This window comes from Actinomyces bouchesdurhonensis (assembly GCF_900128465.1).
In the GTDB taxonomy this organism is placed as follows: domain Bacteria; phylum Actinomycetota; class Actinomycetes; order Actinomycetales; family Actinomycetaceae; genus Pauljensenia; species Pauljensenia bouchesdurhonensis.
On record NZ_LT635870.1, the window covers coordinates 4,086 to 18,819 of the forward strand.

Below are 14,734 nucleotides of genomic sequence, written 5' to 3' on the forward strand. Positions count from 1 at the left end.
CGCCAGTGGCTGGCACCGTGGGGGCGGCGCCTCGCGTCGGGAGCTCCCCTGTCGACGGTGTCGATGCTCGACGCGCTGCGCTCGATGCTGCCGTGGCCGGCGGCTGCTCGCCTGGACGAGCTGGCGCCCGAGAAGCTCCCGATTCCATCCGGGGGCACGCGAGCGATCGACTGGAGCGGACCGCACCCGGTGCTCACCCTGCGCGTCCAGCAGGCCTTCGGGTGGACGGACACGCCCCGGCTCGTGGACGGGCGCGTGCCCCTGGTGCTGCACCTGACGGACCCGGCGGGGCGCCCCGCTGCGGTTACCTCCGACCTGACGTCGTTTTGGGCGGGACCCTACCGGGACGTGCGCGCGCAGCTACGCGGGCGCTACCCCAAGCACCCGTGGCCCGAGGACCCGCTGCACGCGCAGCCCACGAACCGCGCCAAGCGGCGGAGCTAGCGGACAGTGCGCGCGGGCACGCGGAGCCTCACTCGGAGGCGGAAGCGAGTCAGCACGGCGACTCGACGGGGATTCCGCTCTTGCGCGCCGCGTCCGCCATGCGCCTGTCGTAGGTGACGATGGCTTGAAGATCGCGACCAATCGACAGCGCGGCGGCCAGGTGCAACGCGTCGAGACTGCGCAGCTCCACGGGCAGGAGCCGCCCCGCCAGGTCGAACATCTCAGTGTCGAAGGTCAGCGTGGAAAAACTCCACAGAAGCTGGCGCACCTGCGAAGCATCCGCCCCCCGGCGCACGCACGCGCGCATCAGCTCCGTGCGCGACAGTTCACTGGTCCACAAGCCGCAGTCGGCCCGATTGATGAACGTCTCGAGCGCCTCCGTCCCCTCCTCGGGGATGATGAGCTTGACCAGCGCCGACGTGTCGAAGTACAGAGCCATTAGTAGCGTTCTTCGTCGCGCAGTTGCTGGAGAACCGGACTGAGCGGAGGCCCTGTCGTCGGCTTCGTCGACGCGCAGTACTCCTCAAAGCTCCGAGTGGCGGGGGTTATCAACCCGCGCTCGCGGAGGCGCTCGATCGATGAGCTCGCAAGGGGACTCATCTGCGCGACCGGGCGGCCGCGATCAGTGATGGTGATGACCTCGCCGGCGGCAACCTTGGCGACCACCTGGGAAGCGTTTTGACGCAGTTCGCGAATACCAACAGTCTCCATGTGCTACATGGTAGCACATGGAGCGTGGTGACAAACGTCGTCAGTCCTGCAGTTTACCGACGATGCCTCTCCCGTCAGGAAGGTTCTTGGACGGCATCTGATAAGTATCGAGGTCCGCCATGGCGGGGCGCTCGAGACCCAAGTCGCGCAGCTGCTGGTAGGTCGACATGCGCACGGGACCCAGCTCGGCGACCGGCTGGCCTTCCTGTGTGAGCGTGACGACTTCCCCGGATGAGGCCCGCGCGAGCGCGGCACCTACATCCTCTTTGAAATCACCAATATCTAGAGCCCTCATGGCTCTATTCAAGCATGCCGGAGGCACTTTCAACGACCGGCAGGACCACACTATGACACACCGCTCCAATACAACAGCCAATCGATAGCTACCACACCTTCTCTGGGTGAGAAGCAACACGCGCGCACTGTTCACCCTGTGGAATAGAACGGGCGCTCATTCGTTCTAGATAGCATCACCTCACAAACTCAAGGAGAACCATGTCCACGAACGCAATCGAGACCGTCGACCTGCTGGTTGTTGGCGGCGGCAAGGCCGGGAAGTCTCTGGCGATGGAGCGCGCAAAGGCCGGCTGGAAGGTCGCCATGGTGGAGCGCCGCTTCGTTGGCGGCACCTGCATTAACGTGGCCTGCATCCCCACGAAGTCGCTGGTCAACTCGGCTCGCCGCCTGAGCGACGCGCGCACGGACGCGTCGTTCGGCATCGTCGGTACGCAGGGCGCGCGCGTGGACCTGTCTAAGCTCCGCGCCCACAAGGAGGGCATCGTCGGCGCCATGGTGGCCGCGCACGAGAAGATGTTCGCGGCCCCGGGCCTGGANCTACGGCCGCGATCCCGCGCGCTAAGACGCTGCGCTACGCGGGCGAGGGCTTCTGGAAGGGAGTCGTCGACGCGAAGACGCATCAGATTCTGGGCGCCACGCTGATCGGCCCGAACGTCTCCGAGGTCATCACAGCCGTGCAGGTCGCGATGGCCGGAGGCCTGACCTACGAGCAGCTGCGCTTCCTGCCCGTCGCGCACCCGACCATGGGTGAGGGCCTGCAGGTTCTCTTCGATTCGCTGAGTTGACCACCCATCGCACCCAGGGGGGCACCGTGGGGGCGCGCCCGGATCTCTCCCGGGACCTGTGAGAGACGACGGGGCGGGTCCGAACCGTGCGTTCGGACCCGCCCGCTTTATCTAGCTCTCAGTCGAGCGCGAGGACGCGTAACCGGGGAGGGGGCCACGGCCTCGTTAATCGAGGCTCAGGGGCGCAACGCACCCGAGGAGCCGAAGGTGTACCACGTGCCGTCGATCTGGACGCGACCGGTCACCATCTGACCGGACTCGTTCAGGTAGTACCAGGTGCGACCGTCCTTGACCCAACCGGTCGCCATCGCGCCGGAATCCTGCAGGTAGTACCAGAAGCCGCCGATCTTGGTCCAGCCTGACGCCATCTTGCCGGAGTCCGTCAGGTAGAACCAGGAGCCATTCACCTGGGTCCAGCCGGTCACCATCTGACCGGAGTCATTGAGGAAGTACCAGGCGCCGCGGTCGTTGACCCACCCGGTCGCGGCACGACCGGAGGCACCCATCCAGTGCCAGGCGTCATTGTAGAAGGCCCAGCCGGTGACCATGAGGCCGTTGGCATCGAAGTAGTAGGTGTCCTCGCCGATGACGAGGGGGCCATTCTTCGCGCAGGTACTATCCGCGTAGCAGTACTTCCAGCCGGCAGCGTCGTTAACCCAGGCGCCGCCTTCGTGGACTGACTCGTCGACGTGGAAGTGGACGGAGTCAGTCACGTCGTCATCCGCGCGCGGATCCATGTTGCGACCTTCGGCGCTGACGGTGACGGATGAGAGGGGATTCTCTCCGATCAGCGAGGCCGTGTCGTAGGGGCCGGCGAGCAGAACAACCTGGTTGCCAGTGAAGTCACCGGTGCCTTCGACCGTGACGGGATCCTTGTCCATGACTTGCAGGGTGGCCTTAGTGACGGGGCCAGTGACGGTGGCACGCACCCAGATGGTACCGCCGACGTGCGCGTCAGCCAGGGGACGCCAGTCGGTGCCGCCGTCGAAGGAGTACTCGACGCTGCCGAGGATCGGCTGGGGCTGATCCTGCAGGACTGCCGCCAGGGCGTTAACCAGGCCGGCGCCACGGTATTCCTTGCCGTCCGTGGGTTCGGCGAGGCGGTTGAAGGTGTAGCCAGCCTGCTTCTTCATCAGGGCGCTCACCTCGTCGACCGTGTAGTCGGGATGGATCTCCTTGATCAGCGCGGCGACGCCCGCGGCGTGCGGGGATGCCATGGACGTGCCCGACAGGTAACCGAAGGGCGGCTCCTTCTCCCAGGTGGGCAGGTCAGACCAGATGCGCTGGCCGGGGGCCGCGACGTCGACCGAGTTCTTGCCGTAGTTGGAGAAGCCGGCGCGCTCGAGTGTGGCGGTGGCCGGGTCGGTACCGGTGGGCAGCTTGAGGGCGGAGACGGACAGGACGGAATCGTTCAGCATGGCGGGCACGTCGATGCCGCCCGCGACGTTACGCTCGACGGCCGCGCCGTCAACGTCGTTGGGGGATTCGTTGTCGGTCGTCGGGTTGTCGTGGTCGTCGTTCGAGTTGCCTTCGGCGGCGAAGTTAACGACGCCGTGTTCCTTCGAGTAGCGTACCGCGCGCGAGGCTGCTTCGAGGCCCGCGGCCTGGGAGGCTTCGTTGGGCATCCAGAAGGCGTAGGGGTCCATGTAGTAGCTGGAGTTGGACACGTCGACGTCGTGTTCGGCCGCCCAGTCGAAGGCGCAGGCGACGTACTCGGGGTAGAAGGAGCCGGCCTTGTTCGAGGTCTTGATGGCGATGAGGGTCGCGTCGGGGGCGACGCCGTCGACGCCGTAGGCGTTGTGGGAGGCGGCGATGGTGCCGGCGACGTGCGTGCCGTGGTAGTGGTCATCCTTCCAGGCGGAGGGGTCCTGGTTGGGGATGCCGTTGACCTGGCAGCCGACGGAGCGGGAGGCGTCGATGCGGTCCTTCAGGTCCTGGTGGTCGGGGTCGATGCCGGTGTCCATAACGGCGACGGTGACCTTTTCGCGGGGCACGTCAACCTGCTGGGCGTCGACCGCGCCGATGGCGGCCAGGCCCCAGGCGTTGGCGTCGCCCTCGTCGGGGGTGAAGTCGTTGAGCTGGGAGTCGGCGGACAGGCCGGTGTCGTGGACGGCTGCGGCCTCATTGACGGCTGCTTCTTCGGATTCGGTCTTCGTGGGCTGTTCGGTGCGCACCTCGTCGCCGGTGACGGTCTTAAAGCGGGTGGGCCCGATGGAGTCGTAGGAGATGCCGCCGTCCACGAGGCTCTTGCCGAGGTCGGGCGCGTATGCGGCTTTCACCGATTGGACGAAGAAGGAGTTGAATTCGGGGTATTGGGCTAGGACCACGCCATTTTCCGAGGCCTTGGATACTGCCGCGTTGAAGTCGTAGCGCGAGGCGGTGGCGGGCAGGTTGACCGCGTAGTTCATGACCTCGTCCTGGGCGCGCGCCTCGGAGGTGATTCCTGCGACGCCTTCCGCGTGAGTGGGGGCCCCGAACGCGGTGAGGGTGAGGCCGACTGTGAGGGCGGCCCCTCCCGCGATGAGGGCCTTCCATGAGCGTTGATGCATCAGAGTTCCTCGTTTCTGTGCTGCTGTGCTAACGGAGACGCGGCCCCTGGTCAGTCCAGACAGCGCGTCATCCAACAATGATTCCAAGGTTGCTGACAAACCTCATAGAGGGTTTCACATTTTAAGAAGTCTTGACCTTCTCAGGATTGGGCGGGAATGTCCGACTGTCGGAAGCCGACCAGATGTGAGCAAGCCCCGAATTCACAGGCGCGACCGGCGCACCTCATGAGGGGCGATCAAGCCTTGACACTCAACTACCGATCTTGCAATTCGTGCCGACATTCAGACCCAGGCATCGCACAATTGGCTTGACACTTTGGCGCATTCTGAAATATCTCATCATGCTTACACTGCACTCTCCGCCGTTTTACTTGTTTCTACCGATGTCATTACACATGGACATTCATCTTGACAGTTCCACTGTGACCCATCATCAGACATGTGATACGGTCAGAGACGGCAGTCATACCCGAGTGATGGGAGGCACCGATGCCAGCATCCGTTTACGTGAGCTTTGACGCGCCCGAGGGGGTGCCAGCCACGCCGAGGCGACTGCATGCTGCCCTGTCGGCGGTGCTGGACCTACCGCCGGGGGTCAGCCCAGCGAGGGCGGCGCGGTTTCCGACGCTGGCGCATCGACCACTGCATGGGGCGGGTGGTGTGAAGCCGTATTCGCTCGGAGAGTTGAGTCGTTCGGAGTCCAGGTTCGGGGTCGAGGTGCGCTTCTTGGACGATCGCCTGGTCGACACGCTTGACGCGTGGCTGGCGTGGGGTGGCGTCATGCGTCTCGGTGCGGGAACCGAGGATGACGCGGTGCTGGTTGCGACTGAGGGTCAGATCGTTAACCAGGCGTCGTGGGAGGAGTTGGCGCAGCGCGATCAGAACACCACGTGGGAGGTGCGCCTGGTGACTCCGACGACGTTTTCGTCGAAGGGGAATCATGTGCCGAGCTTGTCTCCTGCGACGATTGCGACGAGTTTGCAGCAGCGCTGGTGGGCGTGGAATCGGAGGCTCGCTCCTCCACGCATCGACCGGGATGCTATGGCGAGGGTGCTGGCGACGCAGGATTTCACGCGCGCGTCCATGGTGTCGCTGGCGATGCCGCGCAACGCGGGCCAGGGCCGCTTGAGTTCGCGTCGGATCCCGGCCCACGAGGGCCACCTGCGCATCAGCGGCGTCGAGGGCGCCGAAGCGACCCGCGTCTTCTCGCGCCTCATGGCCCTGTCCGCATACACGAACGTCGGCTCACACACGAGCTTCGGCATGGGCGTCATAGACGCTGTGGCCGCGTAACCCGACAGATTTGAGGAATTACCATGAAGAACAAAAAGTATATCATGGCAGCGTCATAGGGTGTAAGCAATTCCGTGTAGCTGCGACACTCTTTGGAGGTGGGTCATGGGGTGATGTCGGATGCTTGGCCTTGAGGATCGCTTGCCACACGGGTCCCGAGGGGACGTATCGGGCCGAGGAAGGCGGCAAAGCGACGCACGGTCAGGTGTCGCCCCAAGGAGCGCCGACGATTGGACCGTGATGATGTCCTTCGCCGACGCGTGATCGCTGATTTGTCCCAAGGGCACACTCCCCGCCAGATCAGCGCACCCCTGCACGAGGAGGCGTGTGACATACTGCCCTCCATGGATACTTCTCCCAAAGCCCGGGGCACGATTAGCCACGAGGCGATCTTCACGTGGAGCAGACACCAACCCCTTCGCTGGGGAGAGCCAGGTTGTCACGACCGACACGTCCATCGGCGCCTCGTCCCACATCGGCGACAGCCCACAGCCAGGACAGGGAGCTATCCGAGAGCTACGTCAGCTCGTCAAGGAATTGCGGACGAGCCTTCATGGCGTGAATGAGCAGCTCGCCGCCACCATCAAAAACCAATACGACCATCTCAAGAACACGTCCAGACTGGTCGATACCCACCACGAGCCATCTCCTGGGATCGTCCTCATCGTCGAGGGGACGTGAGTTCAGGGCGTGCTCATACGCGTACAGGACACCCTCATCGGTGAGCCTGTCGCGCCCGAAATGCTTTCGAGCGCTGGCGTGAAGCCTAGGCGACATGGGTCCACTCGCGCACTGCCGCGCGAATCGCGTCAGAACGGCTCCCAATCCCTTCCAAGGCGGCGCGCTCCATCAACGCCCTCAACATCCGCTCATCCAGGCGCACCGTCACGGCGACGCCCGGCCCCTTCCCCACCGGAGGACGCCCCGGGCGCGGAGCCGGCAACTCAGCCAGGTTATACCCGCGCTCGGCCTCATCAGCCCACGCCTGAATCTGCTCATCAGTCACAGGAACTCCGCGAAGAAGACGCTCACTCATAGCGAATATCGTATACGAAATTCATCTGTCACACCACGATGTCGACGTCACCATCGCCGCCAACACCGCCACCGACGACAACTCCCCTCCCCCACGCCCACGCGGCCATGACAGCGGAAAGGCCAGAGATGCGCGCTCTGCACCCCTCCCCCACGCGCGAGGGGCCGCGCACGAGCTCTCGTGCGCGGCCCCGTTTCGTCCCAGCCAGAATCCGTCAGCCGGCATCCGTCAGCCGACATCCATCAGTCGGCATCCGTCAGCCGGAATCCGTCGGGCTACCGGCTCACGTCAGCAGGTGGCCGTTGCGATCAAACACGTAGCGCTTGCCGTCGATCCAGCGCGGGCCCGTGACCATGGCGCCCGACGGGGACAGGTAGTACGTGTACCCGCCCTCCGTCAGCCAGCCCGTGCGCATCGCTCCCGACGAAGGATCGAAGTAGTACCAGGTGCCGCGAATCCTCGCCCAACCCAGCGCCTGAGCGCCGTCGCGCCCGTAGTAGGACCACTGGTCGCCCTCGCGGTACCAGCCGGTCACCACGTAGCCGCGCGCGTCGAAACGGTAGATCTTCCCGTCGATGCGCAGGCGCACGTTCACCGGGAACGTCCCGTCCGTGTACCGCCACCACTTGCCGGCCCGGCCGTACACCCAGCGCCCAGCCCCGGCCTCGTCAACCGAGGAACCCCCAGAACCAGACCCCTCGACCGTCACCGTGACCTCCGCGCTCGCGTCGTCGTCGGCGCGCGCATCGTTATTGCGCCCGAAAGCCTCGACGCGCACCGTCGTCTCGCCGCTCAGCGACGCACCCGCCACGGGATGCGACACGTCCACGCCATCGGCCTGCAGCGTCACGCCCGAACCCGGGAACTCGCCGCTCCCCTGCACGGTCGCCACCTCGTGGCCGCCCACCAGCAGGCGAGCCGACGTCACCGGCCCAGTCACGCCCACGCGCAAGGACACGCGCCCGGACACGCTCTGCCCGGACACCGGCGCCCACGTCGACCCGTCCGCCGAGTACTCGACCTCGCCCACGACGGGACGCGCCTGATCCTTCAACACCGCATCCAAGACGCTTGGCATGCCCGCGCCCCGATACTCGCGCTCCCCCTCAGGAGCGGCCAGCCGCCCCCAATTCGACGCGGAACCCGCCTGCTTGCGGGCCAGCTCCACGATCTGAGCGGAGCCCATCTCCGGATGCACCTGCCGCAGCGTCGCGATCGCGCTCGCCGCCACCGGAGCCGCCATCGACGCGTNTCGACACGGCCAGCGCGTTCGGCATCATCGCGGGAGCCATGACGCCGCCGAGCGTGTCACGCTGGAACGGCGCCCACGCGTCAATCGGCGAGGACGCATCCGTCTTCGGCGGATTATCCAAATCGATGCCACTGGCCCCGGCGTCCACCACGTTAATGACGTCCTTCGACGCCGCGTAGTTGATGCCTCGGCGCACAGCCTCCAGGCCCGCGGCCTGCTCCGGGTCGCCCGGCATCCAGTACTTCCACGGCGAGACCAGGTAGTTGCTCGCCGTCACGGAAATCCCATGATCCGCCGCCCACACGAAACCGCACACGACGTACTCCGGGTAATACTGCCCTGTGGTCGCCGACGCCACGTTGATCGCCGCGACGTTCAACGTCGGATTCACGCCCGGCACACCGCTGGCCTCGCCCGTGCCGGCAATCACCCCGGCCGCCTGCGTGCCAACCTCCGCGCGACCCGAGCGCCACGCCTCAGGATCCCGATTCGGCATGCCATTAGAGTTGCAGGACACCGACAAGGAATGGTCAACCTTCCCCGACAAGTCCCCAACCGTGTCATCCACGCCATCACCCATGACGCCCACCGTCACCGGCGCGCGCATAACATCCACGCCCTGCGCGTCGAGGGCACCCACCGCCTGCAGGTGCCAGTCCTTCGCATCCGGCGGGGTCGGGTAAACACCGCCCACGTGAGGGTCCTCCGGCACCGGCGGCTTCTCCTCGACACTCGGGTAGGCGGGCGCCTCCAGCTCCTGGGACACGATGGCCTCGTTGCCCACGACGGGAGCCTGACGGGTCGGACCCACCGAATGGAAGGAAATACCGGAATCCGCCAGCGCGAACCCCAGGTCCATCGCGAAAGCAGCCGACGAGGACTGGACGAAGAACGTGCGCAAAGCCGGGTAGGACTCCAACACCATTCCGCCCAGCAACGAGGCCTGGTAGAGGGCGCGCTGGAACGTGGCCTCATCCGCGTCGGCGGCCAGGTTCACCGCATAGTTCTGGGGCATCTGCGCGCTCGTGCGAGGCACGGACATGATGCCCGGCGGCACAGGATCGACAGGGACGACACCGCTGCCCTCCCCCGGGTCGGGCTCCGGCTCCGGCGTGGGCACAGCGCCCGGGTCACGAGCGACCGTGAACGACACGGAACGACTCACGTCATCGTCAGCGTGCCGGTCCGCGTTGACGCCGAGCGCGCTGACCTGAACGCGGGCCATCACGTACTCCTCGCCCTCGGGGATGAGGGAAGCGAGATCCACGTCGTCGACCGTCACGGTCGTCGGCTCATCAAAGTAGCCGCCGCCACCGGGCGCATGCGCCTGCGCCACGCCCGCGACGTCCACACTCAACATGCTCAGGGGCGAGCGCGCCGACACGCGCACGCTCACGCGACCGGCAGGAACCACCTCGTCACGCAGATTCGTCCACTCTCCCCCGCCCACGCGGTACTCGACCATGCCGAGCGTCGGCTGCGCCTGATCGTAGACCACCGCGTTCCTCGCACTCAGGAAGCCACGGCCTCGATACTCGTTGTTATCCGCCGGCAGCGCGAGCCTCCCGTACTCGTAGGCCCCCTGCTTGCGCATCAGGTCGGCGATCTGCTCGCCCACCAGCGCGGGGTGGGTCGACTTCACGAGCGCGGCGACGCCACTCACGTGCGCGGCAGCGACCGCCGTCCCCGACATATACCCGTAGTTCGAGGGGACCATCAGGTTCGGGAACGTCGAGTAGATGTCCCGTCCAGGCGCGGCGAAATCGACGCGCATGAAGCCGTAGTTGGAGGTGTCCGTTCTCTTCAGGGTCGCCCGGAGCGGCTCCGCGTCCGGGTCCACCATCTCGAGCGCACTCACCACGGCGACGCCCCCGACCATCGCGGGCACCATCGTGGCCCCCTCGACGTTACGATTCTCAATCGGCGTCGAGTCCGTGGGCGACGAACTGTCCACGGTCGTCGCATCGAGGTCCAGGCCATCGTCCCCAGCGCCCGACAACACGGTCAGTCCGCGCTCCTGCGCAGTGTAGATCGCGCGCACCGCGGCCTCCAGGCCCGCGGCCTGCTCGGGGTCGTCAGCCTTCCAGAACCGCCACGGGTCCATCTGGAAGGAATTGTGGACGATGTCCACGCCATGGTTCACGGCCCAGTCGTAGGCGCACACGAGGTACTCGGGGTACAAACGCCCCTTGTCATTGACGGCTTTGATGGACACGAGGGTCGCATCCGGCGCGATACCATCGATACCAATGTCGTTATGGTTGGCGGCGATGATTCCGGCGATGTGCGTGCCGTGAATACCGTTGTAGCGCAGCGCCTCCTCGCCCACGTTGGGGATTCCGTTGACATCACAGGACACGGACCTGGACGTATCAACCCGGCCCGCCAAGTCGGGCTGCTCGACGTCGATACCCGTGTCGATGACGCCGACGGTGACGGGCGCGCGCGGCACCNTCCGGAGAGAACGAGGCCGACTCACTCTGAGCGAAGACGGTGTGCAATCCGGGGTACTGAGTCAGGAGTGTTCCCCCGACGCTGGGGAGGAGTTCAATGACGCGCGCCATCGCGTTCTCGTCGGAAAGCTGGGAGAGGTTGATGGCGTAATTCATGAGACCCGCGCTGGATCGGGCGGGCGCGACCAAGCTGGGGGCGTCCTCAGCTCTGGTGGACGGGGCGGTCATCGTAGCGACGCTCATGGACAGGGCGATCGCTGCGACGACCCCTATGCGTGCAACGTTGCGGCGCATGGTTCCTCGACTTTCAATTGTGCCTGCGCGTGGACAACTTTGTCCATGCAGTAACTATCATCCATACATTTGACAACGCAGACAACTCTAAACATCAATCCCACTAATTACAAGCAGTATCAAGGCATAACAAGCTCAACACTTAACTACACAATTCTCACATAAGCACTACATGTCAGACCGAAATGAAGCAAACTATGACCATCATGTCAGCTACGTGAATCATCCACTTGACTGATCTGCATGAATGCCACACCATCACCCGCCAGCAAACGCACGCGAAGTCTCCCCCAACAAACCCGAGGAGACCTCGTCAATACACGCGACTTCAGACCCGCACGACGAGGCAGCACCCCAACAAACCCGAGGAGACCTCGTCAATAATGGGCGCAGTGCACCGACAGTCACGAATGAGTGCCCCCTGGAGGAGTGACGTCAACCTTCACCCCACGCCACCACGGCACCCCAGCCACCACCCCATCCACGCACGAAACCCATCTGCGGGCGGCGTAGGCCAGTCGGGTTCGAAGCCGAGTCCTGCCGGAGTTCCGGGAATACGGTCGCCCAGGAAGTACGTGCCCATGCCATCACAGTGCTCGCCAACGATCGTTCGAGACTCGCCCAGCCCACAATACAGGACTCCCGCTGCCGGATTACGTCTGCAGGCCACGTTTTGCGCAGCCACAAACCAGACAGCGCGACGCCCCCGCGAACGTGAGCAGCGTCGGCCTCGTCGAAGGAGCCGCGCTCCCGGGTTTGACACAGCAGCAGGCGGGGTTCGTGGCAGCGGACAGACGCTAGGGCCCATTCCAAGGCGCGCCCGGGCAGAACACTGCAGACCGCCGGGCACTGGAGGCACTTGGCGGGTCGGTGCGGGCTTGGGGTGCCTGGGGAGGGCTTGGTGCACCCGCATCCACAGGGGCGCCCTGCGCGCCACCTCATCAGTAGATCCGCTTCGATCATCCACGAATCGAACACAGGCCCACTCAATTCAACCGCACACCATACTGCCCTCGCGAGCACGCCCTCACGCAGAAATGTTCTCACCCGGAGACACCGCCACCTACACACCCCCACTTGGAAACGCCGCCACTTGGAAACGCCGCCACCTACACGCCCCCACGCGGGATCAACACGCGGACACGATTCGGTTGTTGTGAACCACCGCTTCCGCCTCAGCTCAAACTCATTGTTCCGTCGCTCCGCGGCTTCGTTTGCTCCGAGGCGTTGTTGGTGTTGTTTGACGAGGTGGGGGTTCGGTTGTGGGGGTGGGTGCACGTTCGTGCGGGTGAGGTGGGAGAACGTCCGACTGTAGTTACAACGTATTCTTATTGTTATGCATCGTCTCCGCACATACTCTTGCGTGATAACAGGGCACACTGCCGACGATGGTGGTGCGCCAGAGGACACCTCGTTGTGGAGGTTGAGAGGCCATGATGGTTCCACCCCTATCCGAACGCCCCGTCACCGACGAAGACGAGGAGCAATTCCGCCGCGAGTCGGCGCCGCGCAAGTACACCCTGCGCCAAAGGTGGGCCAACCACCGCGCCGAGGTCAAAGCGCGACGCCCCAAGGGCGCCCGGGCCCGCGCCCGCGCCTGGCTGCACGTTGAGCCGTTCTATTGGGGGATGCGCGTGGTCTACGTGGCCCTCGCCGCGGGCGCGGTCTTCGCGGTGTACATCAACGGGGTCGCCGAAGGCTGGTGGCCAGCCTGGGGCGAAAGGCCAACCGTCGCAGCCACCACCACCCCGCCCATCAACCCCGCACCCACCGCACCCGCCACAGCCCCCACCGAGGCGGCGATGTCGGGCGGCTACCAAATCGGCCCCGACGGCATCCTCGTACGCCCCGCCGAACACGCAGCATCCACCTACACCAAACCCGAACTACCCGAGGAGGCCAAAGAGAACACCGAAAGAGGAGCAGAACTCGCCGCAGAACACTATCACGCACTGATGGGATACACCTGGAACACGGGTGATACGTCGGCACTGTTGGGTATGTCAGATCCTGGCTCGACTTTTGCAACCTCTTTCGCCGACGATGTTGCCAAGCTGTACTCGAACGGCTGGGCTTACGGGAGCACGTCAGAAGTTACTCACATCGTTCGAGTTGAGCCTATTCCCGAGAACGGCAACGATGTGCACCCAAACACAATCGCAGTTACCTTCCAGCTCTCCTCAAGAACTGGGGTCACTTGCCAAGGTCAAAGAATAGTGAAGAGAGATCAAGAGTATCAGTCACTACTAACGCTATACATGACATGGCAAGACAATCGTTGGCTTGAAACACAAGGGAACTTGATTACAGATGCTGGTAAGTAAATCAATTCACGCTGTGTTCGCAACACTCCTATCTCTCTGCTATTTCATCAATACAACTTCCGCTGCTAGCGCACCATTTGATGATGATCCACCGGATCCATATACCCAGCGTTCCGACGCGTCCGGACGATCAGTAACGACTTATGCACAGTCGATCACACAGCAGCTCAATAGTACACTCAGGCAAAATGCTGATTCGACTGTTGGTGATGACAGAGCCCTGAACACGGCTCAATCTGAGCACGCCAGCGATCCAGATTCTGATATTGACTGGGAGCATTGCGGTTTCGACATCACCGACCCTTCGCTACCGCTGAAGTTGCGTGTGGCAGTATGCGCCTATCCGCCACCAGAGACTCCTGAATCTCCCCTACCTGAGAAGCTACCTACAACGAGAGAGATTCTCTATTCGGCGGCAGCCGTGATTCGTGCTGATGGGGCGGGTTTGCGTAAGCGGCCCGACGGTGTGTCATATACGAACCGGTTCGTCCCCACGATCGTTTCGGTCACGAACCCTACCCAGACCCACGTGATCAATCTGCTGGGACGCGATATTACGATCACGTTGACGGCGACGAACTATGAGTATTCCTGGGGCGATGGAACCCCCAACACGATCACCACCTCCCCGGGCCTGGCGTGGGAGAAAGGTATTGATCCGAACAATGACCCGCGTCTCATCCACCACTACTACACCCCACCCCAAGGCTGGCGCTCCATGCTCGATGGCCCCTACCCCCACGAAAACCGAGAAATCACCCTCACCACCACCTGGAGCGGGACGGCCACCAATCCTTTCACGGGGGAGACCCAGACGATTAACGGCCTGGTCACCACCACCGAAACAACAGGACCCTTCCCCCTATCCCACCTCGTCATCAACAACACCGACACCTGGGAAGAAAAACAAGGCCACTAGGCCGGAAACCACGAGAGAGGAAGATGCATCATGATGGTTCCGCCGTTGTCTGAGCGTCCCGTCACCGACGAAGACGAGGAACAATTCCGGCGCGAAACGGCACCGCGTAAGTACACGCTGCGTCGGCGGTGGGCGGACTACCGCGCTGAGGTCAAAGCGCGGCGTCCCAAGGGAGTGAAGGCTCGTGTGCGGGCGTGGATGGACGCCGACATCGTGGACTGGGGCATCCGCACCTCCATCACCCTGCTCATCATCGCAGGCTTGTACGCCCTCTACACCAACGGCGTCACCAACGGCTGGTGGCCAGCATGGGGCGGCAAACCCACCACAGCCGCCACGCCCACGCCACCCACCGCCAGGCCCGCACCCACCGCACC

General features: G+C 64.2%; 13 protein-coding genes and 2 pseudogenes. 7 read left to right on the forward strand and 8 right to left on the reverse strand.

Annotated elements, in window-relative coordinates; all coding sequences use genetic code 11:
• Positions 1–444: ATP-dependent helicase C-terminal domain-containing protein (locus BQ7477_RS10650; RefSeq protein WP_277352399.1), on the forward strand; the 444-nt coding region annotated here is incomplete at its 5' end.
• A 49-nt stretch (positions 445–493) separates the two neighbouring features.
• Here BQ7477_RS10650 and BQ7477_RS10655 read toward each other — a convergent pair.
• Genes BQ7477_RS10655 through BQ7477_RS10665 form a run of 3 tightly spaced genes read right to left on the reverse strand, consistent with a single transcriptional unit; the run spans position 494 to position 1,450 of the window.
• A complete protein-coding gene (locus BQ7477_RS10655; RefSeq protein ID WP_073983876.1) occupies positions 494–883 on the reverse strand; it encodes a type II toxin-antitoxin system VapC family toxin in 390 nt (129 codons plus the stop codon).
• The gene (locus tag BQ7477_RS10660; RefSeq protein WP_073983877.1) at positions 883–1,155 is read right to left on the reverse strand and encodes a type II toxin-antitoxin system Phd/YefM family antitoxin; all 273 of its coding nucleotides are present in this window, start codon (positions 1,153–1,155) and stop codon (positions 883–885) included. The genes BQ7477_RS10655 and BQ7477_RS10660 overlap by 1 nt, the downstream gene beginning before the upstream one ends.
• A 40-nt stretch (positions 1,156–1,195) precedes the next feature.
• On the reverse strand, positions 1,196–1,450 hold the full coding sequence (locus BQ7477_RS10665) for a type II toxin-antitoxin system Phd/YefM family antitoxin (RefSeq protein ID WP_073983878.1): 255 nt from the start codon (positions 1,448–1,450) through the stop codon (positions 1,196–1,198).
• Positions 1,451–1,650: 200 nt separating this feature from the next.
• On the opposite strand from BQ7477_RS10665, the pseudogene BQ7477_RS13170 reads away from it, so the two are divergent.
• Positions 1,651–1,984: pseudogene (locus BQ7477_RS13170) on the forward strand (FAD-dependent oxidoreductase); the annotation flags it as partial.
• A 34-nt stretch (positions 1,985–2,018) separates the two neighbouring features.
• The gene (locus BQ7477_RS13175) at positions 2,019–2,237 is read left to right on the forward strand and encodes a hypothetical protein (RefSeq protein WP_234968828.1); all 219 of its coding nucleotides are present in this window, start codon (positions 2,019–2,021) and stop codon (positions 2,235–2,237) included.
• 176 nt (positions 2,238–2,413) lie between these two features.
• Here BQ7477_RS13175 and BQ7477_RS10680 read toward each other — a convergent pair whose 3' ends face one another.
• The gene (locus BQ7477_RS10680; protein WP_073983880.1) at positions 2,414–4,786 is read right to left on the reverse strand and encodes a S8 family serine peptidase; all 2,373 of its coding nucleotides are present in this window, start codon (positions 4,784–4,786) and stop codon (positions 2,414–2,416) included.
• 726 nt (positions 4,787–5,512) lie between these two features.
• Between BQ7477_RS10680 and cas6 the strand changes: the two genes are divergently transcribed.
• Positions 5,513–6,079 carry a CRISPR system precrRNA processing endoribonuclease RAMP protein Cas6 gene (gene cas6 / locus BQ7477_RS10685; protein ID WP_234968825.1) on the forward strand — a complete coding sequence of 189 codons (567 nt, stop codon included), beginning with the start codon at positions 5,513–5,515 and terminating at the stop codon, positions 6,077–6,079.
• A gap of 516 nt (positions 6,080–6,595) precedes the next feature.
• Here cas6 and BQ7477_RS12605 read toward each other — a convergent pair.
• The 4 genes from BQ7477_RS12605 to BQ7477_RS10705 form a co-directional block, all read right to left on the reverse strand.
• The gene (locus BQ7477_RS12605) at positions 6,596–6,856 is read right to left on the reverse strand and encodes a toxin (protein ID WP_073983882.1); all 261 of its coding nucleotides are present in this window, start codon (positions 6,854–6,856) and stop codon (positions 6,596–6,598) included.
• Positions 6,846–7,115, reverse strand: coding sequence for a ribbon-helix-helix domain-containing protein (locus BQ7477_RS10700; RefSeq protein WP_073983883.1), 270 nt, complete (start codon positions 7,113–7,115; stop codon positions 6,846–6,848). Before BQ7477_RS10700 ends, BQ7477_RS12605 begins: the two co-directional genes overlap by 11 nt.
• A gap of 283 nt (positions 7,116–7,398) precedes the next feature.
• Entirely contained in the window at positions 7,399–8,313 is a 915-nt protein-coding gene (locus BQ7477_RS12880) for an N-acetylmuramoyl-L-alanine amidase family protein (protein ID WP_338072963.1), read from the reverse strand.
• Complete coding sequence (locus tag BQ7477_RS10705) at positions 8,222–10,846, reverse strand: S8 family serine peptidase (RefSeq protein WP_478209469.1); 2,625 nt, start codon at positions 10,844–10,846, stop codon at positions 8,222–8,224. Before BQ7477_RS10705 ends, BQ7477_RS12880 begins: the two co-directional genes overlap by 92 nt.
• A gap of 1,701 nt (positions 10,847–12,547) precedes the next feature.
• Between BQ7477_RS10705 and BQ7477_RS10715 the strand changes: the two genes are divergently transcribed.
• The 3 genes and pseudogenes from BQ7477_RS10715 to BQ7477_RS10725 form a co-directional block, all read left to right on the forward strand.
• Positions 12,548–13,438, forward strand: a complete 891-nt coding sequence (locus BQ7477_RS10715; RefSeq protein ID WP_073983884.1) for a DUF6318 family protein — start codon at positions 12,548–12,550, stop codon at positions 13,436–13,438.
• 325 nt (positions 13,439–13,763) lie between these two features.
• Positions 13,764–14,357, forward strand: coding sequence for a hypothetical protein (locus BQ7477_RS10720; protein WP_073983885.1), 594 nt, complete (start codon positions 13,764–13,766; stop codon positions 14,355–14,357).
• Between the two features lie 30 nt (positions 14,358–14,387).
• Positions 14,388–14,734 (forward strand): annotated as a pseudogene (locus tag BQ7477_RS10725) (DUF6318 family protein); the annotation flags it as partial.